Raw genomic sequence first — 20,034 nt, 5'->3', positions numbered from 1 at the left:
TTTTTGGTTAACTGTATTTTAGAATATCATATATTTCCAATTGTTTCTTTTTTTTTAGATCTTATAGGTTTGATATTGCACTTTTACTTTTTGAATCCAATTTTGAGTAGTAGGATCAAGTGAATCCCAGTTTTTATAAATTAATGACGTTGTTCTCATCGTTTGCTTTAATTCATTTAAATTAATGACCAATAAGTCGTTATCTTCCAATAAACTGTCTCTCAAATAGGAGTGTGGTAATAAAGTAGCAGCTCTAAGGGTTGATACTAACCTTAAAATAGCTTCAAATGAGTCTATCTCCATTTTGATTTCTGGATATACTTTATAATGATGAAATAATTCTTCCATTAATATACGATATAAGGTGCCTTTAGAAAAAAGAATCATAGGTAATTTATCTAAATCTTCTGTATTGATCATTTTTTGCTTTGATAACTCATGTTCCTTTGGAATGACAAGCTTTAAATAATCGTCAAATAGAGGCTCACAGTGGATGTCCTTATCTTCTACTTTAGAAGCGACTAATCCAAAATCCACTCTGTCCTTTTTTACGAGGGTTAAAATCTCATGTGTTTTTCCTGTGATCGCTTTTATATCTGTTTCAGGGGAATCCTTTGTAATAAGCTGTATTAAATCAGGTAAAGTAGATTGAAGAGTGGTTAAGCTGGCACCTATAGTAATGCTTTTTTTAGTACCATTTTTAAAGTCCAATACTGCTTTTTGAAACTTTTTATCTAATTCAACCATTTCAAGGGCATACTCATAAGTAATGAAACCTATTGGAGTGAGTTTAAGACGGTTGCCCTTTCTATTAAATAAAGACACTCCCAATTGCTCCTCAAACTTGCTGATTTTTCTAGATAACGCGGGCTGGGATATGTTTAATTTTTTAGCCGCTTGGTTTAAACTTGCTTCCTCAACTACGGTTGCGAACATATGCATGATTTCCATTGAATCATTCCTTTATGCAAAATTGTTATAATAAATTATAAAATAAATGCACTTCCATTATAAGCTATAAAGTTGTAATATAATAATTGTGTCTATTTATTTACGATAACATGAAAAAAAATTGAAAATGGAAAATGAAATTATCGATGTCGACTCAGGATGAAAGGAGATCACTGTTATATGAAATTAAATTCATTCTATTCTCGTAAGTTACATTCCTTGCTGGGTGTAATTCCACTAGGGTTTTTCTTACTTGAACATTTACTTACCAACTACGAGGCGTTTATTGCCGGTAAAGAAGGTTTTATTGAACAAGTTATTTGGTTGAACGGGCTACCTCTAGTTCTATTTCTAGAAATTTTTGGAATATGGCTTCCGTTATTGTATCATGGCGTTTACGGTTTGTATATTGCATTGCAAGCTAAACATAATGTAGGTAATTATGGATATGTTCGTAATCATATGTTTCTTTGGCAAAGAATCACAGGTGTAATTACTTTGATTTTTGTGGTTTGGCATTTTTCAGATACAAGATTACAAGTTGCATTAGGCAACTTAAGACACGAAGAGCTGGCTACCCATATGTATGGAACACTCTCTAGTCCTTACTATTTTGCATTATATGTAATAGGTATTGTTGCTACTTGTTTCCACTTCAGCAATGGAATGTGGTCTTTCCTAGTTAGCTGGGGAATTACAGTAGGTCCAAGAGCTCAAAGAGCATCTGCTTATATTTGGATGGGTGTCTTTGTAATATTATCTGTTTTATTTATTTTAGCTTTAACATCATTTACAGATGAATCTTTTGCGTTATCAATCTTAGATTCAGCTCAAATTGAAATCGGTTAAGAGGGAGTGAACGAAAGTGGCAAATTCTAGAATTATCGTAGTAGGTGGAGGATTGGCAGGGCTAATGGCAGCTATCAAAGCAGCAGAAGCCGGAGTTCATGTAGACCTCTTTTCCTTCGTACCAGTTAAAAGATCACATTCCGTTTGTGCACAAGGCGGTATTAACGGAGCTGTAAATACAAAAGGAGAAGGCGATTCTCCCTGGGAGCATTTTGATGATACGATTTATGGTGGAGACTTTTTAGCAAATCAGCCACCAGTGAAAGCAATGTGTGATGCAGCCCCAGGTATCATTCATTTAATGGACAGAATGGGTGTTATGTTTAATCGTACTCCTGAAGGTTTGCTAGATTTTAGAAGGTTCGGGGGAACAAAACATCACCGTACAGCATTTGCAGGCGCAACAACTGGACAACAGTTATTGTACGCTTTAGATGAGCAAGTTCGTCGTTATGAAACTGCAGGGTTGGTTACTAAATATGAACATTGGGAGTTTCTATCAGCAGTCATTGATGACAGCGGTGTATGTCGAGGTATTTCAGCTCAAAACTTGCGCAATATGGAAATTACTACTTTTGTTGCAGATGCGGTTATTTTGGCAACAGGAGGTCCAGGAATCATCTTTGGTAAATCTACAAACTCTGTAATTAATACTGGAACTGCGGCTAGTGCTGTATTTCAACAAGGTGTTGATTATGCAAATGGGGAATTTATTCAGATTCACCCAACAGCTATTCCTGGAGATGACAAGCTTAGATTAATGTCTGAATCTGCTCGTGGTGAAGGTGGTAGAGTATGGACATATAAAGATGGTAAACCATGGTATTTCTTAGAAGAGAAATATCCAGCTTATGGTAACTTGGTGCCAAGGGATATAGCTACTAGAGAAATCTTTGATGTATGTGTAAATCAAAAATTAGGTGTTAACGGAGAAAACATGGTTTACCTAGATTTATCTCATAAAGACCCTAAAGAACTAGATGTTAAACTTGGTGGTATAATTGAGATATATGAGAAGTTTATGGGTGATGATCCTCGTAAGATACCAATGAAAATTTTCCCTGCAGTACATTACTCTATGGGAGGTTTATGGGTAGATTATAATCAAATGACAAATATTCCTGGCTTGTTTGCAGCAGGAGAAGTAGATTATCAGTATCATGGAGGAAATCGTTTAGGGGCCAACTCACTCCTTTCCTCAATATTTGGAGGTATGGTTGCAGGGCCTAAAGCGATTGAATATATTAAAGGTTTAGAACATTTTGCAGAAGATGTATCATCTAGCGTATTTGAGGCTGAGAAGAATAAACAAACCCAAAAATACGAAGATATTTTAAAAATGGATGGGACAGAAAATGCTTATAAGCTTCATAAAGAATTAGGAGAATGGATGACAAACTACGTTACTGTTGTTCGTTATAATAAAAAACTTCAAGAAACAGATGATAAGATTGTCGAGTTAATGGAACGTTATAAAAACATTAATATTAATGATACAGCAGGCTGGAGCAATCAAGGCGCTTCCTTTACTCGTCAATTATGGAACATGTTTGAACTTGCACGTGTAATTACAATTGGAGCATTAAAACGCGATGAAAGTCGTGGAGCCCATTACAAACCAGATTTTCCTGAACGAAATGATGAGAAATTCATGAAAACTACAAGAGCATCCTTTACACCAAATGGACCTAATATCAACTATGAAGAAGTGGATGCTTCATTAATTGAGCCTCGTTTACGTGACTATTCTTCAGATAAGAAGAAAGGAGCCGTTAATAAATGAGTACAGAAACACAAAATAAAACGATTAGATTTATAATAACTCGACAAGAAGATCAACAATCAAAACCGTATAAAGAAGAGTTTGAAATTCCATACCGTCCTAACATGAATGTAATTGGTGCATTGATGGAAGTACAAAGAAATCCTGTCAATGCAAAAGGTGAAAAAACATCACCAGTCTGTTGGGAATCTAATTGTCTTGAGGAAGTATGTGGAGCATGCTCCATGGTCATCAATGGCAAACCTCGTCAAGCTTGTACAGCCCTTGTAGATAAATTAGAGCAACCAATTCGAATTGAACCTATGAGAACATTTCCAGTTATAAGAGATGTCGTTATAGATCGTGGGCGTATGTTTGATTCTTTAAAACGTGTTAAAGCTTGGATTCCAATAGACGGGACGTATGATTTAGGTCCTGGACCTCGTATGGCTGAAACAAAACGTCAATGGGCTTACGAGCTTTCTAAGTGTATGACGTGTGGTGTTTGTTTAGAAGCATGTCCTAATGTAAGTGAGAAAACAAGTTTTATGGGCCCAGCTCCTTTATCACAGGTACGTTTGTTTAATGCACATCCAACAGGTGAAATGAATATGGAAGAACGTTTAGAAACGATCATGGAAGATGATGGCATTGAAGGTTGTGGAAATTCACAAAACTGTGTAATGTCTTGTCCAAAAGGCATCCCATTAACAACCTCCATTGCAGCATTGAATAAAGACACAACAAAACATATGTTTAAAAAATGGCTTGGAAATTAACTTTTTAACTGGAGAAACCCGACTCTGCTGTCGGGTTTTTTAGTATACATAGTTGAGGTGTATTAAATGGAAACGATAGAGCAATTAGAAAAGATGTTAGAAGAAGTTGAAATATGGGAAAAACAACAAGACGATTTGTGGTTTTGGGAAAAAATTGGAAGAATACCATTCTTCATCTTAGATAAAGTGACTCCCAAATTTATACACAAAAAAATAAATCTAATATTAGAAGAACTAGTAAGTTATATTGATAATGGCGGAAAATATTTAACAAACCAAAAGAAAGTATTAAAAAGATTTTCAAAATATAATATAAATGTTGATGTTAATGAAATAAAGGATGTTGATACTAAGATACCAATTCATATCATGGATCATGTATCACAAGAAATTAGGAAATCACATAAAGATATTGCCATGGTTCAAGGTGCTACAACAGGATTTGGAGGATTTTTTACACTAGCAATAGATATTCCTGCTATTCTAGGTTTATCGTTAAAAACACTACAGGATATCGCAATTACATATGGTTATGATCCAAGGAATAAAGATGAACGAATATTTATTATTAAGTGTTTACAATTTGCTTCATCTGATATTGTTGGTAAAAAAGCAATATTAAATGACTTAAAAAATTTTAATAATAGAGATAAAGAAAAAGAAGCCCTTTCTCAAATACAAGGATGGAGAGAGGTTATTACGGTATATAGAGATAATTTTGGTTGGAAAAAATTATTTCAGATGATACCAATAGCAGGCATGTTATTCGGTGCTTTTATAAATAAACAATCCATTGATGATGTTTCAGAAGTTGGAATGATGTTATATAAAAAAAGAAAAATACTAGAAAGATTAACAACTCGCCAATAAAAATTGAGAGTGAAGTAAATAAATTAAACAATAAATATAAACATTTTCAGTGGTTAAACCTCGTATTATCCACGTAATCAATCTTTTCATGATTGCAAGTATTCATCACCCTCGTTTAAAAATATCCTCAGTTGCGTTAGGTTCAATGAATAAGGATATATTTTGCACTAGATTTTTGATGGTTTCATCTTTAAGTTGATATGATACTTTAAGCCCCTTTTTTTTTCCAACGATGATGCCTGCTGCTCTTAACTTTTGCAGATGAGTAGAAACAGAGGATTGAGGAAGTTTCAAACAATTTTCCAAGTAAGAAACATGACAGCTTTCTTTTTTTAACAATCCTATGACGATACATAATCTAACAGGGTGACCGATAGCTTTTAACATTTCAGCTGTATTTTGATACTGATTAAACTCCATATCACAATCCTCCTTTATATTTTATATTTAGATATTACGATGTAAGGGATAAGAAGTAAAGGTTTTTAATGGAGGTAATTTGTATATTAAGTTTTCAAATGATCAACCAATGGTTGATATTTATATGTTTTTTGACAATAACATAAATTTCTTAAGAATTTCTTCATTTTTGTTTAATGAGATTATTAAGAATTGACCATTATACTTAGTAAGAGACCAGGAATGGGGTGTGGCTGTGAATGAGTATACAATTTTAATAACGGATGATGAGGAGGAAATCAGAGATGGGATTGAAATTTACTTAAAAAATGAAGGTTATCAAGTGTTAAAAGCGGCCAATGGAGTAGAAACACTTCAATTGTTAGAGCACCATGAAATACATTTAATTATTTTGGATATCATGATGCCTGAAATGGACGGAATCCAAACGACGTTTAAAATACGTGAGAAATATAATATTCCAATTATTGTGCTTAGTGCAAAAGCTGAAGATACAGATAAAATTCATGGTTTATCAGTAGGGGCTGATGATTATATTACTAAACCCTTCCATCCAATGGAATTGGTGGCACGAGTTAAATCGCAAATGCGTAGGTATGTTCAACTAGGGACATACAATGAGCAGCAATCATCAACTGAGGTAAATGGTTTAGTTCTTGATCGGGAGGCAAAGGAAGCTAGGGTGGATGGTAAGTCAATAAAACTTACCCCAATTGAGTATAAGATTACTGAACTATTATTGCTTAATGCAGGGCGTGTTTTTTCCATTAATGAAATTTATGAACGTGTTTGGGAGGAACAAGCATATAACGCTGAAAATATTGTAGCTGTTCATATTCGAAAAATACGAGAGAAAATAGAAGAAAACCCCAAAAATCCCCGTTATATAAAGGTTGTATGGGGGATTGGTTATAAGATTGAAAAGTAATACTGTTGAAAAATTTAGAAATTGGAATAATGAACGGGTTTAGAGGGGGGTGTTTCATAAAATGCGGAAAAACTTTTTTAAAACATTCAGTTGGTGTTTATTATTAAGTATAGTGTTAACGTCTATCTTCATAACTTTTGATCATGCTGATCGTTTTATAGGTACAGAGGATTATTTTGATAGTGAAGAATTCAAATATTCCTATAATAACTTCTTAGATTATTTAGGTTTAATGGAATTGGAAGTATTTGATTTAGAAAATATAACCATTAATCAATCTCATATAGAGGATTATAGAAATCGTTACGGTAGTTTAAGTGACGAATTATCAGTGATTGAAACCGAATATAATGTACGTATTTCAGAGGCACAAAATTTTGGTAATACAGCAGCTATTGATGCACTGAAAGCAGAACGAGACCTTAAAATAGATGACATTAAGAAAATTTTTGAGGATGATGTTTATGTAGAGGAAAAAATAAGAGCAGAATTAAATGAAGATATTAACTCATATTTAGAACAGTTTGGAAATGATTTTTATCAGTTTGATTACAACGTTTTTAGTTATGAACTAAGGAATATAGAAACTGGAGAAACTTTTTCAAAAGGAGATGTGTCAGAGAACGCAGCATTTTCTATGACATATAACGATAAAAATGGATTTTTAAAGTTACCATTAGCATCCAACAATACCAATATACCACTAATGATTGATCTGTTATTAGATGGAAGCTCTGCTATGTATGAGGGGAAAATCATAATTCCAACTTCTAAAACACACTTAATTCCTCAGTATCAGTCATTTTATACAGAAAGAAACATAACTTTTTCATCTATCATTATAGGTGTTGTTATTTTACTCATTATTTTATTTATATTTAAACTTCGAAAATCTTGGTTTAAAAATGGATTTATGACACATCTTTTTGATAAATGTCCGTTGGAAATATGGCTTCTATTATTCATTTTTAATGCGGTAGTGTTAACTGCTTTTTTAACTATACTAATGGGCTTCTTTAATTTGTTTTTTTACGGCAATTTTCAAATTTCTTTGGGGATATTACTATCTCAAATCGTTGTAGTTTTTTCTTTATGGTTCGGCATTTATCAATTGGTTTGGATATATGAAAAGGTTAGAGATAGAAACGGTTTGATTACAAAAATAAAAAATAGTTTGATTGCTAAGTTTATGTATACAATTCAAGATGCATTTGCAAAAACTTCTGTTGGAATACAAGTATTGTTAACCTTAATTTTAATATTTGTCTGGGGATTCTTGACTACGTCTATAATACAGTTCTCATATTATTTTGATGAATTGGTTTTAATGTATGTTTTATTTATTCTTTTCATTGGGATACCTTTACTAACATTCATCTTTAGAAAAATTGGATATTTGAATCGCGTGTTTATCGCAACAGAACATTTAGTTGATGGTACTTTACATGATCCAGTACCTGAAAAGGGAAGGTCTGTCATAGCAAAACATGCTGCAAATTTAAATAAACTAAGAACTGGAATTAAGGTCTCATTATCAGAACAAGCCAAAAGTGAACGATTAAAAACAGAATTGATTACAAATGTTAGTCATGATTTGAGAACACCGCTTACATCAATTATCACGTATACAGATTTGTTGAAAAATCAGGAGCTGACAGAAGAAGAAAGAATGGAATATGTGAAAATATTGGAACGAAAGTCCAATCGATTAAAAATATTAATTGAGGATTTGTTTGAAGTATCAAAGATGGCTAGTGGGAATTTAGAACTGCATAAACAAGAGGTAGATTTGACCCAATTATTACAGCAAGTGTTAGGTGAACATCAAGAGCAACTCGAACAATCAGGGCTTGAACTCAGAGCAACAATACCAGAAACACCGGTTATTGCAAATGTGGATGGACAGAGATGGTGGCGTGTGTTAGACAATCTTATCGTGAATGCGATGAAATATTCAATTAAAGGATCGAGAGTATATGTTTCATTAAAACATGATAATGGACAAGCAGAATTTATAATCAAGAATGTAACTAAATATGAGCTTGGAGAAAATATTAATGAATTGCTTGAACGATTTAAACGAGCAGATAAGTCACGTCATACGGAAGGGTCTGGATTAGGACTGGCTATTGCTCAATCCATTGTTGATCTGCATGGAGGTTTACTTAAGATAGAGTTAGATGGGGATTTATTTAAAGTAACTGTTCAAATTGCAACTTCTTAAATATAGGTACTAAATAAAATTAGTACTTACCAATAAAACTTGCTGGTGATAACATGAACCTAAATTAAATTTGGTTTATCTAATGATTGAAGGATTTGAGCAAATGATTACGTCTAAATGAATGTTACGTAACAACAAATCTATTTAATTGAAACCAGGCAGGTGAATATATATGAAAAATATTTTAATCTTATCAGAAGGTTTTGGCACTGGTCACACTCAAACTGCAAATGCCATTGCAAAAGGTTTAAATCTAAATGATTCCAATTTACAGTGTCAAGTATTAGAGCTTGGAAAATCACTTCATCCCATTCTAGCACCTTTCATTTTAAAACTTTATAAAAAGGCAGTTTTTAGTCACCCTAAATTATATGGGTGGTTATATCAATCTCAAAATGAAGGTGTTACTAAACCAATTTCGCAGTTAGCGATACACAAAATTTTTTATGCTCAAACTTATAAATTCATTCAGCAATATAAACCAGATGTGATTATTTGCACACACCCTTTCCCTAATATGGTTATTTCTAGACTTAAACGAAGGGGATTGAACATTCCCATAATTACAGTCATTACAGATTATAATCTACATCAAGCTTGGTTAACGAATGAATGCGATATGTATTTTATATCTAATTTTGAAATGAAATTAAAAATGATTCAAAATGGAGTACCAACACATAAAATAAAAGTTTCTGGTATACCTATTGATCCTAATTTTTTGGTAAAGCATAACAAGAAATCGATTCGTGATCAATTTGATTTGAAGGAGATGCCAACCATTCTTGTTATGGGAGGTGGTTGGGGGGTACTCAATTTTGAGGAGTTATTGACCCAACTTTTATCATGGAAAGAAAAAATTCAGATTGTTATTTGTCTAGGAAATAATAAGGAGGCATTTACTCAATTATCATCAAATCCTTTGTTCAAACATCGGAATATTAAAATACAAGGGTATACAAAATACATTAATAAATTGATGGATGTTTCCGATCTTTTGATTACCAAACCAGGTGGAATCACTTCTACAGAAGCAATTGCTAAAAAGTTACCAATGTTATTTTTTAATCCAATTCCTGGTCAAGAGGAAGAGAATTGTAAGTTTTTTGAGAAATATCAATTAGGTGAGAGAATACACACATTAAATCAATTAAATCAGCGGTTGAATCAATTCATAAAAAAAGATAGGAATCAGGTAGAGTTTTTACCAGCAAAATATAATTATTACCCTGCCAAATGTATGGATGAGATTTTTCAATCCATTTATGAAAAAGTCATTTAAAACTTTATCCTTTAAAAAGTTGCATGAAGTGCAGGGTATAGAAAATTAGTCTCGTCTATTATTAATATCAGAGTAAAAAACGTTAAGCTTTGTTAACTAAGTAAAAGGAGTTTTTGTAATGTTAGTTAAAAAATTATTAATACTGACAGAAGTAATTACTTTAAGTGTTACGTTATCCATTATAACTGTTGTAGTATCATCAAGTTGATTTTAATTAAAATTTAACCATTTATTAATACGATAGGCTGACCAATCAGCTAAATTTATATTTGAATCGTATGTATATTATTATACTGAAGATTTATTTACTACACGATATTGGCTTAAAAGGACGATAATCAATGAAAAAATGGTTTAGAGGTGTTAAATATTATTGTATTAGATTGTTTAGATTAAAAAGTGGGGCTAAGCAAATTTCTCTTGGATTTTCATTAGGTTTTATCCCTTGTTGGTTTCCTACGTTTGGAATTGGACCCATGCTATCGATTGCTTTAGCTAAAATCTTTAAGGTCAATATGGTTGCAACGATTATAGCAGCATCATTAGGATCTTTTATCTGGCCTGTATTATTTATAGGGAATTATCAAATTGGAGAATGGCTATTTTTTCGTTTAGAGCATATGGATGCTTTATCTATGACATATGATTTTATGATAGGAGCAGTAATTAACAGTATTTTAAGTAGTGTTATATTGTATTTTGTACTATATTTTCTTTTCAAGAGATACCGTATTACGATATTGAAAAAAATGAAGACAAAAAAAGCGTAACTGAAAAAATTAAACATAATGAACATAAAGATTGTAAATCATATCACTCATAAATTGAAAAATAAAATCCCGTAGTCAAATGGATACGGGATTTTTTTCATTATTCATTATAAAACTGTAAAGTTAACTTGACGTAAAGTCAACTTTACAGTAAAATAAACTTTACGTAAAGCTTGCTTTACTTTTTTGGGAAAATAAGAGAGGTGATAAATTGAAGAACAAAATGGTTGAGTATAGAAAGAAATTTGATTTTTCACAAGATAGGTTAGCAGAAAAGGTAGGTGTATCCAGACAAACGATTATTTCGATTGAAAAAGGAAAATACAATCCATCCCTACCTTTAGCAATGATAATAGCTGAAATATTTCAAACAAATGTAGAAAGTATATTTATTTTAGAAGAAGAAGACTATAAGTAGAAATTATTAAAACTGGAGGTTTAGATCATATTATGAGTACAAGATTATGGTATACAATTTTAGGTTTACTTTTACTAATAGAAAGTGGGTATCTCTTTTATGGTGGAATGATAGATGAATTTTCATTATCACCTACAACCGCACTTATTTTTGCTTTATCTGTTAATTTTTTATCATTAAGTTATTTACATCCTCAGTTTAAAAAGAAAGATGAAAGAATGAAAGTAATACAAGAAAAAGGGATGTTTTACTCCTATTTTATTCTGTTGTTCTATTTCTTTATGTTTATTACCTTACTTCAATTTAATATCATTTACCTAACTGCTATAGGAGTTGTTACAATCCTTGGTGCTCTTACTATTATGACTTTTTCTCTTTCAATGGTTGTATTTTCAAAAATTTATTAAGGTATTATTAGTCATTTATTTATAAGACTTAATTTGGGTCGTTTCTGAAAAAAAACCTAATAAAATCCTTACTTATCTAATTTTAAAGATAAGTAAGGATTTTAATTAATTAGTTCATTTTACAGGAAATAATTTATTCAAATAAAGTTTAAATCTTAAATATCTCTTCGCATCGCTTTTAATACATCTACTGTTGTTGCTTTTTTTGCAGGACGCCACCCTGAAAAAATAGCCACTAATAAACTAATTGAGACTGAAGTTGCTACTAATGAGATTGGGATATAAGTCAGCATTATATCTTGAGTGGTTGCTCCTTCATTACCACTAAGAGCTTCAATAATCATTGGCGTTACAAAATTAATAACAATACTTATTACATAAGCAAATAACGTACCAATAAATGCACCTATCAAGCCAATATAACTGCTTTCAATTAGGAAGATTTGTTTTATTGTAGATGGATGTGCTCCAATTGCTTTCATAATGCCAATATCTTGTGTACGCTCTGTAACTGACATTGTCATTGTATTAAAAATACCAATGGAAGCAATAAGCAAGGCAATGGTTCCAACAAATATCAATCCAATTTTTATAACAAGAAATAGAGTGTTGATTTGTCCCAGTTGATTTGTAACAGAATAGTTCCCATAACCAAGTTCATTCAATTTTTCAATTACACCACTCACATTTTCTAAATGATTTGTATATATTCTTACATCGTCATAAGTTTTTTCTTTATCTAAATTTAACTCCACATCTTCATCGTTACTTTGTTCTGGATTAAGAAAAGCTTCCACTGTAAAATCTTCAATTTCTTTTAGTAACGGTTCAGAAATAAGTGCAAATTGTTCTTTGACTTTAGGAGCTGGTTGTTTAGTAATACCCACTATTTTTACAGGAAACGATTCAGATTGTTTCATTTCTTCTTTATCATAATATATAACTTGAAGATCTATGGTTTTACCAATCAAGTCCTCTTCATAATATACAATTTCATTTCCATTTCCTTCAGTTAAAATTTCATTAAAGTGATATCCTACTATAATTTCATCATTAGCTTGAGGCATTCTTCCATCACTTAATTCTAATCCAGCTTCTATTTCAGATGGAAAGTTTGTGGCATAAACCTGAGGCCAATATGATTCATATTCCTCTAATTTGAACATCATTTCATGATGTAAAGTATTTCGTTTAGTCACTGTTTTGACATGCTCTATCTGTTTTAATATCTCTACATCTTCATCATTAAGTTGATTAAAGTCTTTATCATGATATACATTTATTTCATTTGCTAGTCTCCCTTCAGTTAAGTCTGATATAATAGATTTTTCCAATCCAAAACCAACAGAAGCTAATAAGATTAAGAAGGCACAACCTATCGCAGTTGCTAAAATCGTCATAAACACTCTCATCCGATTTTTTTTCATATTCTGTCTAACAAAACGTATCTTATCTTTGAACTTCATAGACTTCTGCCTCCTTGTATTTTGCCGTCTTTGATGATAATCGTCCGATGCCCAATCTTTGCAACCTGATCATCATGTGTAATAATTAGAAACGTAATATTATGATCTTGATTCAGTTTCTGAATAAAATTTAATAATTCCTGTTCGTTTTCACTGTCTAAACTTCCTGTAGGTTCATCAGCTAGTATAATAGGTGGTTTTACAATTAAGGCTCTAGCTATACTTACACGTTGTTGTTGTCCTCCAGATAACTCACTTGGATAAAATGCTTTATAATCTGACAAACCAACCATTTCAAGCATGTCCAATGTTTGCTTTTTCCTAGCCACTTCACTAGCCCCTTTTAAAATTAAAGGAAGTTCGATATTTTGATAGGCTGTCATACTTGGAATCAGTTGAAAACTTTGAAATATAAAACCCAAATGATTGATGCGGAAATTTGCCCAATCCCCCTCACTTAATTCAGAGACATTTTGATTATTTATGAAAATGTTCCCTTCGGTAGGTCGAATATATCCACTGATTAAATTCAACAGGGTTGATTTTCCTGAACCACTCTTCCCTACAATCGTGACGATTTCTCCTTTACTCACTTCTAAATTTATATTTTTTAATACTGGGATAATCGTTTCTCTTTTCTTTTTTCCAATTTTAAATTGATGATTAAGTTCCTTAACTTGAATCATATTTATTCTCCCCTTCTTATCATGTTGTTCATTTTTATCAGCTGACAATTTCTAATGATCTGAATACCCACTCATGTTTCACTTCCTTGTCCATCTCATCTGTTAGTAATTGTAATAAATAATTCTTAACTTTATCATTAGATAAAAATGAAGAAATTCTTAATAAATACTTAAATCAAAAAACTAAAAAAGCTGCCGTCAATTCATATGACAACAGCTTAGGGATTTTTTTCAATGTTTTTCTAAATGAAGGTTTGAGCAAGTTTCAAGCTTTGGTTAATATATGTTTTAACTTCCAGATTTTTGTTGTAAAAACTCTTTACCATATTCACCATGGTCATGGATATTAGCGTGCTCTACTTGGATCGTTGTATGTGTAATACCGTACTTCTCTTTTAATGTTTCATTGATGGCTAGTATAACGCAAAATGGTTGTATTTGTTCATCTACAAATACATGAGCAGTTAATGAATAATGCTCCGTTGATATAGACCATAAGTGCATTTCATGGACGTCTTCCACCCCTTCAACTTGACTAATGTCCTCACGAATTTCATCTAAATTAAATTTATGTGGTACAGATTCCATTAATATGAAATAAGACTCACGAATTATTTTAGCACCACCAGTAAAGATAATACCGCCGATCACAAGACTAATTAATGGATCAAAAAAAACTAATCCTGTAAAGTAAATTAAAACAGCGGAAATGATGACACCTAAAGAACTTAACAAATCTCCTATAAAGTGCCACAAAGCACTTTGCACATTTAAATTTTCTTCCTCTTCAATACTTCTGCTTAATATATAAGTTAAAATAGCATTTACTATAAAACCGATGATTGCAATGATAAGCATGAGTTTAAAATTAATAGGCTCTGGGTTAATAAATCTTCGAATCCCTTCAATAAAAATTCCAATGGCAATGACGGCAAGTGCTAGTCCATTTAAAAATGAGGCAATGATTTCAAAACGTAGGAATCCAAAGGTATACCTTGCATTTGGAGGTCTTGTGGCTAAGTATATCGCTGTCATACTTAGACTTAGAGCAAATACATCTGATACCATATGTGCTGAATCAGATAACAAAGCCAATGAATTGGACCATATTCCCCCAACGATTTCTACAATAGTAAAAAATATAGTAATGAATAATGTAGCCCAAAGTGTTTTCTTAGATTTAGATTGTTCTTTTACGTGTGAGAGATGGTGGTAATCATACATATAATATCATCTGCTTTCATAAATTATTTAAGTTACATAACTATATCATAAGAGAAAAGATAGGGAAATACTCATTCTATTGAAATTCTTAACACTTTTGGTTACTGGTATATTTGTAAATTTAGGCTAATAATTAGTGGAAATGTTTTCATGTAGTGAATATAATGATATAATTAATCTTAAATAATAATCAATAAAATAACGATTTAGAAAAAATGAATTAAAGTGCTGCTATCTCTTGAGATGGCAGCTTTCGCCTTTTTATGGAGTGTTTTGCAATTGATTATTCTTCTCAATGATATAAAAATGGAGGTTTGAAAATGAATGCAGATTTAAAATTATTAACTGATGACAAAAGACAAACGAATCAACTTAGTACAATAAAAAAAATACAACAATTATTAATGCCTCATATTCAATTGGCAGCAGCTAGTCTTAGTGGAGTTCTTATTGTAGTAGGTTGGATATTATCAAATATGAATATTACTTCGATATCAATCATACTCTTTGTATTTTCTTATTTAATCGGAGGATATCAGAAAGCAAAAGAAGGTATTTTGGATACGATAAAAAACCGAAGTTTAAATGTTGAAATGCTGATGATATTTGCAGCAATTGGATCTGCGATCATTGGATATTGGATGGAAGGTGCAATTTTGATTTTCATTTTTTCTTTAAGTGGTGCTCTTGAAACTTATACAATGAATAAAAGCAAAAAAGAAATCTCTGCTTTAATGAAGATTCAACCTGAAGAAGCCTTGATGATTAAAGATGATATTGAAGTTCAAGTGCACGTGTCTAAATTAAAAATTGACGATGAAATTCTTGTCAAGCCAGGGGAGAGGATACCTGCTGATGGGGTAATCATAAAAGGTCAATCAACGGTAGATCAATCTGCTATTACAGGTGAATCTATACCCGTTATGAAAAAGTTAAATGACGAGGTGTTTTCAGGGACAATGAATATGATGGGTTCCATCTTTATTAAAGTTTCTAAATTGAGTAATGAAACACTTTTTCATAAAATTATACAACTTGTGCAATCTGCACAAAGTGAGAAATCACCATCTCAATTATTTATAGAAAAATTTGAAAGAATTTATGTGAAAGCAGTGATTATTATTGTTAGTTTAATGATGTTTATGCCACACTATTTATTGGAGTGGTCATGGAATGAAACGATATATCGAGCTATGATTTTATTAGTTGTTGCATCACCCTGTGCTCTTGTAGCATCCATCACACCAGCTACTTTATCTGCTATTTCAAATGGTGCAAAACTTGGTATCCTTTTTAAAGGGGGAGTTCATATTGAAGGTCTTGCAAAAATAAAAGCCGTTGCTTTAGATAAAACAGGTACTCTAACAAAAGGGGAGCCAGAAATTACAGATCTCATAGTTAGAGAGGGAATTACTCATGAATCTTTTTTAATCTATACTGCTTCCATTGAAAATCATTCTACGCACCCTCTTGCTCAAGCCATTGTGAATCATACCAAATTTGAACAAAAACTTAAGCTAGTTCAACCTGATTTTATTGAAGATATTCCTGGTCTAGGTGTGATTGGAAAAGTGAATGGTAAGGAATTCAAAATAGGAAATGCAGAATTTGTTGGGCTACAATTATCTGAGGTCTTTTTAAAGAAGAGTGGAGAAAAAATAATTAAAGATGGTAAAACTCTTGTATTTGTAGCAGATCAAGATGGAATTGTAGGAGTTATAGCTTTAAAAGATCACTTAAGAGAACAATCCAAAGAAGCGGTGTTACAATTGAAAAAACTTGGTATTTATACCATGATGTTGACGGGTGACGATGAAGAAACAGCAAAAGTCATTTCAAAAGAGATGTCCGTTGATGGTTACATTTCAAGGTGTTTACCTAAAGATAAATTGAATTATGTAAAAAATTTAAAACAGCAACATGAAAATGTGAGTATGGTAGGGGATGGAATTAATGATGCGCCTGCAATGGCAACGGCTAATTTAGGAATTGCTATGGGAGGCGGCACAGATGTTGCTTTGGAAACAGCAGATATTATACTAATGAAAAATGACCTATCAAAACTTCCTAGAGCAATACACCTATCAAAAAAAATGAACAAGATTATAAAACAAAACATCGTTTTTTCATTAGCTGTCATTTTCATTCTTATCTGTGCAAATTTTTTTCAAATATTAGATTTACCATACGGAGTTATCGGGCACGAAGGCAGTACAATTCTAGTCATTCTAAATGGTTTGCGTTTGTTAAAAATCAAATAAGTCATATAGGGTGACTAAATATTGGAGAGCCTTTCTTTAATATTTAAACCTGCTAAAATAATTCGGTTTTTTAAATTTGCTATAAAACGATATAATAATGTGATAAAAATATTGTTACAGACATCATTTGATAATTTAAACAAAAGTTTTTTTATCACGATTTATGGATATATAGGTAGGAGGAGCCTAATATGAATAGACAATTAGAGGTTATCACTTTTGGTGAGAGTATGGGATTATTTACTCCATCAGGAGATAAAACATTAGAAACAGCAACACAGTACTGCCGTTCATTTGGTGGAGCGGAAAGTAATGTTGCTATTGGATTAGCTAGATTAGGGCATTCAGTTGGTTGGTTTTCTCGTTTGGGACAAGATCCTTTGGGTACATCCATTTTGAAATCTTTAAGAGGAGAAAATGTTGATGTATCTAGAGTTCAGTTACATGAAGATGCACCAACTGGATTTATGATGCGACATATAAAAACAGGCAGAATAGAAGTTTTTTATAACCGAAAATCATCTGCAGCAAGTATGATGGAACCTAGTGATGTGGATGATCAATATATACAACAGGCGAAAATTCTACATATTACAGGAATCACGCCTTCGCTTAGTTTATCCTGTCGTGAAACGATATTACATGCAGTTCAACTAGCAAATAAACTTAATGTAAAGGTTTGCTTTGATCCTAATTTAAGATTAAAACTTTGGAGTATAAACGAGGCTCGGTCCACTTTGTTAACGATAATGGAAAAAGTGGATTATTTTCTTCCTGGATTAGAGGAACTTGAGCTTTTGTTTGAAACTAAAGATTGGAATATCATTCAAGATAAATTAATGGAGTTAGAAGCAATATCTATTGTAAAAGGAGGAAACGGGTTAAATTACATTATCTCCAAAGAAGGTACAGTTGAAGTTCCATATGAGTTATCAGAAAAAGTTGTGGATACAGTTGGTGCTGGGGATGCATTTTGTGCTGGTTTTCTATCAGGAGTGTTAAAGGGGTTACCACTGGACAAAGCAGTGGAAAGAGCTCACTTAAATGCTTTTGTTGTAATTCAAGATCATGGTGATTGGGAACCTCTACCCGAAGCTAAAACTATAGATCAAATGTTATCAAAAAACAATTTTGTAGAGAGATAACCTATTTTTAATATTAAACTAACTAGAATGAAAAGAAGTGGAGAGATGAGAACATGAAAAAGTATGAGACTTTAAAAAAAATAAATAAATATGGTGTTGTTGCAGTATTAAGAGGAAAATCGCCTGAGGAAGTTTGGGAAATGTCCGAAGCTGTAATTTCTGGTGGAATTAAAAGCATAGAAGTAACAATGACAGTTCCAAATGCTTTAGATATTATAGGAGATTTAAACAGTAAATATGCTCAGGACGAAAATTCGGAGTCTCCTATTATTGGTGCAGGTTCTGTGTTGGATGAAGTGACTGCACGATTAGCTATTCTTAAAGGAGCATCATATATAGTCTCCCCAGCATTTCAATCTGAAACAGCTATGATGTGTAATCGTTATCGAGTTCCTTATCTTCCCGGAATAATGACAGTGCGGGAAGCACAAACTGCATTGGAAGCGGGAGCAGACATTGTAAAACTATTTCCTGGTAATGTGTACAGCCCTTCAATGATATCGTCTTTAAAAGGACCGCTTCCACAGTTGAATATAATGCCTACGGGTGGTGTAAATATAAATAACTTACATGAATGGATTCAAGCAGGTGCATTTGCAGTAGGGATAGGATCAGATTTGACTAAGGAATTTGAAAAAGGAGGAAACATATCAATCGTTACGGATAAAGCCAAAGCTTATATGAAAGCTTTTCATAGTGCAAAGGAAACTTGAAAGTATACAAAACAAATAAGTCCTAAGTTCTAAGGAGCTTAGGACTTAGACATCCTTTAAGTGGATTTTATTTATAAAATAACACTGATCTGATGTTTTTGTTTGAAGTAGACCCAATTTTTAAATCCGATATCCTTTAATCTCTTTGTCACTAAGTCCCATTCATCTCCAACTCGATCAGGTACATGTGCATCTGAACCGAAGGTCACGTTTACTCCGTAAAACAAAGCTTTTTCTAAAATATCGTCTGAAGGGTACCATCCTCCAACATCTTTTGTTTTACCAGAAGTATTAATTTCAATTGCAACATCACACTCAGCAATGACTTGTAATGTCTCATCTATACTCTCTGTTTGAATGTTTGAAAATTCAGGATAATAACCTTTCATGGCATCTATGTGTCCTAAAACCTGAAACATTCTACTACGAGCTGATTGTTGAATAAGCTCATAATATTCATCCTTCTGTTCAATTTTCTCCTGCTCACTTAAACCATTCCATCTTTTTTTATTAAAAATACTAACGCCCTTTACTCTATGGATTGAACCGATCAAATAATCTAAGGTATATTTATTATATTCTCTTTGATATATGTGAGCATATTCAGGAAAGAAATCGGATTCCACTCCTAGTAAAACCTCTATTTGACCATTATACTTTTCCTTTAATTTTAAGATTTCATTTACATAGTTAGGAAATTCACTTTTAGCCATTGCAATTCTAGGCTCAGCTTGATCTTTAGAATGTGCAAAATAAGGTGAGTGATCTGAAATGCCAATGATTTTTAAGCCCTTTTCTATAGCTGCTTTGATGTAATCTTCTATAGAGCCATCTGCATGACCACATCTATTATGATGTGTGTGTAGGTCAAATTTCATG

19 protein-coding genes are annotated in these 20,034 nt (G+C 32.2%); 13 read left to right on the top strand and 6 right to left on the bottom strand.

What is annotated here, in order from left to right; all coding sequences use genetic code 11:
- Positions 1 to 54: 54 nt before the first annotated feature.
- Positions 55 to 951 carry a LysR family transcriptional regulator gene (locus ERL59_RS07840; protein ID WP_160645649.1) on the bottom strand — a complete coding sequence of 299 codons (897 nt, stop codon included), beginning with the start codon at positions 949 to 951 and terminating at the stop codon, positions 55 to 57.
- Positions 952 to 1,131: 180 nt separating this feature from the next.
- On the opposite strand from ERL59_RS07840, the gene ERL59_RS07835 reads away from it, so the two are divergent.
- The 4 genes from ERL59_RS07835 (at position 1,132) to ERL59_RS07820 (ending at position 5,211) form a co-directional block, all read left to right on the top strand.
- Complete coding sequence (locus tag ERL59_RS07835; protein WP_160645648.1) at positions 1,132 to 1,800, top strand: succinate dehydrogenase cytochrome b558 subunit; 669 nt, start codon at positions 1,132 to 1,134, stop codon at positions 1,798 to 1,800.
- Between the two features lie 16 nt (positions 1,801 to 1,816).
- On the top strand, positions 1,817 to 3,583 hold the full coding sequence (gene sdhA, locus ERL59_RS07830; protein WP_160645647.1) for a succinate dehydrogenase flavoprotein subunit: 1,767 nt from the start codon (positions 1,817 to 1,819) through the stop codon (positions 3,581 to 3,583).
- A complete protein-coding gene (gene sdhB / locus ERL59_RS07825; RefSeq protein WP_160645646.1) occupies positions 3,580 to 4,341 on the top strand; it encodes a succinate dehydrogenase iron-sulfur subunit in 762 nt (253 codons plus the stop codon). The genes sdhA and sdhB overlap by 4 nt, the downstream gene beginning before the upstream one ends.
- A 66-nt stretch (positions 4,342 to 4,407) precedes the next feature.
- A complete protein-coding gene (locus ERL59_RS07820) occupies positions 4,408 to 5,211 on the top strand; it encodes an EcsC family protein (protein WP_160645645.1) in 804 nt (267 codons plus the stop codon).
- Positions 5,212 to 5,316: 105 nt separating this feature from the next.
- Here ERL59_RS07820 and ERL59_RS07815 read toward each other — a convergent pair whose 3' ends face one another.
- The gene (locus tag ERL59_RS07815; RefSeq protein WP_160645644.1) at positions 5,317 to 5,631 is read right to left on the bottom strand and encodes an ArsR/SmtB family transcription factor; all 315 of its coding nucleotides are present in this window, start codon (positions 5,629 to 5,631) and stop codon (positions 5,317 to 5,319) included.
- A 235-nt stretch (positions 5,632 to 5,866) separates the two neighbouring features.
- Between ERL59_RS07815 and ERL59_RS07810 the strand changes: the two genes are divergently transcribed.
- The 6 genes from ERL59_RS07810 (at position 5,867) to ERL59_RS07785 (ending at position 11,660) form a co-directional block, all read left to right on the top strand.
- Positions 5,867 to 6,559: a response regulator transcription factor gene (locus ERL59_RS07810; protein ID WP_160645643.1), complete on the top strand. Its 693-nt coding sequence runs from the start codon at positions 5,867 to 5,869 to the stop codon at positions 6,557 to 6,559.
- A gap of 61 nt (positions 6,560 to 6,620) precedes the next feature.
- Complete coding sequence (locus tag ERL59_RS07805) at positions 6,621 to 8,783, top strand: sensor histidine kinase (RefSeq protein WP_160645642.1); 2,163 nt, start codon at positions 6,621 to 6,623, stop codon at positions 8,781 to 8,783.
- 172 nt (positions 8,784 to 8,955) lie between these two features.
- Positions 8,956 to 10,065, top strand: coding sequence for an MGDG synthase family glycosyltransferase (locus ERL59_RS07800; protein ID WP_160645641.1), 1,110 nt, complete (start codon positions 8,956 to 8,958; stop codon positions 10,063 to 10,065).
- Between the two features lie 341 nt (positions 10,066 to 10,406).
- The gene (locus ERL59_RS07795; RefSeq protein ID WP_160645640.1) at positions 10,407 to 10,835 is read left to right on the top strand and encodes a DUF2062 domain-containing protein; all 429 of its coding nucleotides are present in this window, start codon (positions 10,407 to 10,409) and stop codon (positions 10,833 to 10,835) included.
- Between the two features lie 211 nt (positions 10,836 to 11,046).
- The gene (locus tag ERL59_RS07790; RefSeq protein ID WP_160645639.1) at positions 11,047 to 11,253 is read left to right on the top strand and encodes a helix-turn-helix transcriptional regulator; all 207 of its coding nucleotides are present in this window, start codon (positions 11,047 to 11,049) and stop codon (positions 11,251 to 11,253) included.
- 32 nt (positions 11,254 to 11,285) lie between these two features.
- Positions 11,286 to 11,660 carry a permease gene (locus ERL59_RS07785; RefSeq protein WP_160645638.1) on the top strand — a complete coding sequence of 125 codons (375 nt, stop codon included), beginning with the start codon at positions 11,286 to 11,288 and terminating at the stop codon, positions 11,658 to 11,660.
- Between the two features lie 155 nt (positions 11,661 to 11,815).
- On the opposite strand, the gene ERL59_RS07780 is transcribed toward ERL59_RS07785, so the two are convergent.
- The 3 genes from ERL59_RS07780 to ERL59_RS07770 all read right to left on the bottom strand — a co-directional run bounded on the left by ERL59_RS07780 (position 11,816) and on the right by ERL59_RS07770 (position 15,036).
- Positions 11,816 to 13,126, bottom strand: coding sequence for an ABC transporter permease (locus ERL59_RS07780; protein WP_160645637.1), 1,311 nt, complete (start codon positions 13,124 to 13,126; stop codon positions 11,816 to 11,818).
- Positions 13,123 to 13,812, bottom strand: coding sequence for an ABC transporter ATP-binding protein (locus tag ERL59_RS07775; protein ID WP_160645636.1), 690 nt, complete (start codon positions 13,810 to 13,812; stop codon positions 13,123 to 13,125). The genes ERL59_RS07780 and ERL59_RS07775 overlap by 4 nt, the downstream gene beginning before the upstream one ends.
- 288 nt (positions 13,813 to 14,100) lie before the next feature.
- The gene (locus tag ERL59_RS07770; RefSeq protein WP_160645635.1) at positions 14,101 to 15,036 is read right to left on the bottom strand and encodes a cation diffusion facilitator family transporter; all 936 of its coding nucleotides are present in this window, start codon (positions 15,034 to 15,036) and stop codon (positions 14,101 to 14,103) included.
- 320 nt (positions 15,037 to 15,356) lie between these two features.
- Here ERL59_RS07770 and ERL59_RS07765 point away from each other — a divergent pair, with 320 nt between their 5' ends.
- The 3 genes from ERL59_RS07765 to ERL59_RS07755 all read left to right on the top strand — a co-directional run bounded on the left by ERL59_RS07765 (position 15,357) and on the right by ERL59_RS07755 (position 19,155).
- Positions 15,357 to 17,297 (top strand): heavy metal translocating P-type ATPase, encoded by a 1,941-nt coding sequence (locus ERL59_RS07765; RefSeq protein WP_160645634.1) that lies wholly within the window; start codon positions 15,357 to 15,359, stop codon positions 17,295 to 17,297.
- A gap of 191 nt (positions 17,298 to 17,488) precedes the next feature.
- The gene (locus ERL59_RS07760; RefSeq protein ID WP_160645633.1) at positions 17,489 to 18,442 is read left to right on the top strand and encodes a sugar kinase; all 954 of its coding nucleotides are present in this window, start codon (positions 17,489 to 17,491) and stop codon (positions 18,440 to 18,442) included.
- A 53-nt stretch (positions 18,443 to 18,495) separates the two neighbouring features.
- Entirely contained in the window at positions 18,496 to 19,155 is a 660-nt protein-coding gene (locus ERL59_RS07755; protein ID WP_160645632.1) for a bifunctional 2-keto-4-hydroxyglutarate aldolase/2-keto-3-deoxy-6-phosphogluconate aldolase, read from the top strand.
- Between the two features lie 71 nt (positions 19,156 to 19,226).
- Here ERL59_RS07755 and ERL59_RS07750 read toward each other — a convergent pair whose 3' ends face one another.
- Complete coding sequence (locus tag ERL59_RS07750) at positions 19,227 to 20,033, bottom strand: histidinol-phosphatase (protein WP_160645631.1); 807 nt, start codon at positions 20,031 to 20,033, stop codon at positions 19,227 to 19,229.
- Position 20,034: the final 1 nt, after the last annotated feature.

The organism is Chengkuizengella marina (assembly GCF_009910845.1).
Lineage (GTDB): Bacteria > Bacillota > Bacilli > Paenibacillales > KCTC-33759 > Chengkuizengella > Chengkuizengella marina.
The sequence above is the reverse complement of the archived record's forward strand: the minus strand, read 5'-3'. Positions and strand labels throughout refer to the sequence as shown.

Bases quoted from the DNA above. Each gene is read 5' to 3' on its own strand.
- ERL59_RS07775 (WP_160645636.1), bottom strand. From the start codon at position 13,812: ATGATTCAAGTTAAGGAACTTAATCATCAATTTAAAATTGGAAAAAAG.
- ERL59_RS07840 (WP_160645649.1), bottom strand. From the start codon at position 951: ATGGAAATCATGCATATGTTCGCAACCGTAGTTGAGGAAGCAAGTTTA.
- ERL59_RS07820 (WP_160645645.1), top strand. From the start codon at position 4,408: ATGGAAACGATAGAGCAATTAGAAAAGATGTTAGAAGAAGTTGAAATA.
- ERL59_RS07760 (WP_160645633.1), top strand. From the start codon at position 17,489: ATGAATAGACAATTAGAGGTTATCACTTTTGGTGAGAGTATGGGATTA.
- ERL59_RS07750 (WP_160645631.1), bottom strand. From the start codon at position 20,033: ATGAAATTTGACCTACACACACATCATAATAGATGTGGTCATGCAGAT.
- ERL59_RS07805 (WP_160645642.1), top strand. From the start codon at position 6,621: ATGCGGAAAAACTTTTTTAAAACATTCAGTTGGTGTTTATTATTAAGT.
- ERL59_RS07800 (WP_160645641.1), top strand. From the start codon at position 8,956: ATGAAAAATATTTTAATCTTATCAGAAGGTTTTGGCACTGGTCACACT.
- ERL59_RS07755 (WP_160645632.1), top strand. From the start codon at position 18,496: ATGAAAAAGTATGAGACTTTAAAAAAAATAAATAAATATGGTGTTGTT.
- ERL59_RS07780 (WP_160645637.1), bottom strand. From the start codon at position 13,126: ATGAAGTTCAAAGATAAGATACGTTTTGTTAGACAGAATATGAAAAAA.
- ERL59_RS07785 (WP_160645638.1), top strand. From the start codon at position 11,286: ATGAGTACAAGATTATGGTATACAATTTTAGGTTTACTTTTACTAATA.
- ERL59_RS07795 (WP_160645640.1), top strand. From the start codon at position 10,407: ATGAAAAAATGGTTTAGAGGTGTTAAATATTATTGTATTAGATTGTTT.
- ERL59_RS07835 (WP_160645648.1), top strand. From the start codon at position 1,132: ATGAAATTAAATTCATTCTATTCTCGTAAGTTACATTCCTTGCTGGGT.
- ERL59_RS07770 (WP_160645635.1), bottom strand. From the start codon at position 15,036: ATGTATGATTACCACCATCTCTCACACGTAAAAGAACAATCTAAATCT.
- ERL59_RS07815 (WP_160645644.1), bottom strand. From the start codon at position 5,631: ATGGAGTTTAATCAGTATCAAAATACAGCTGAAATGTTAAAAGCTATC.
- ERL59_RS07765 (WP_160645634.1), top strand. From the start codon at position 15,357: ATGAATGCAGATTTAAAATTATTAACTGATGACAAAAGACAAACGAAT.
- sdhB (WP_160645646.1), top strand. From the start codon at position 3,580: ATGAGTACAGAAACACAAAATAAAACGATTAGATTTATAATAACTCGA.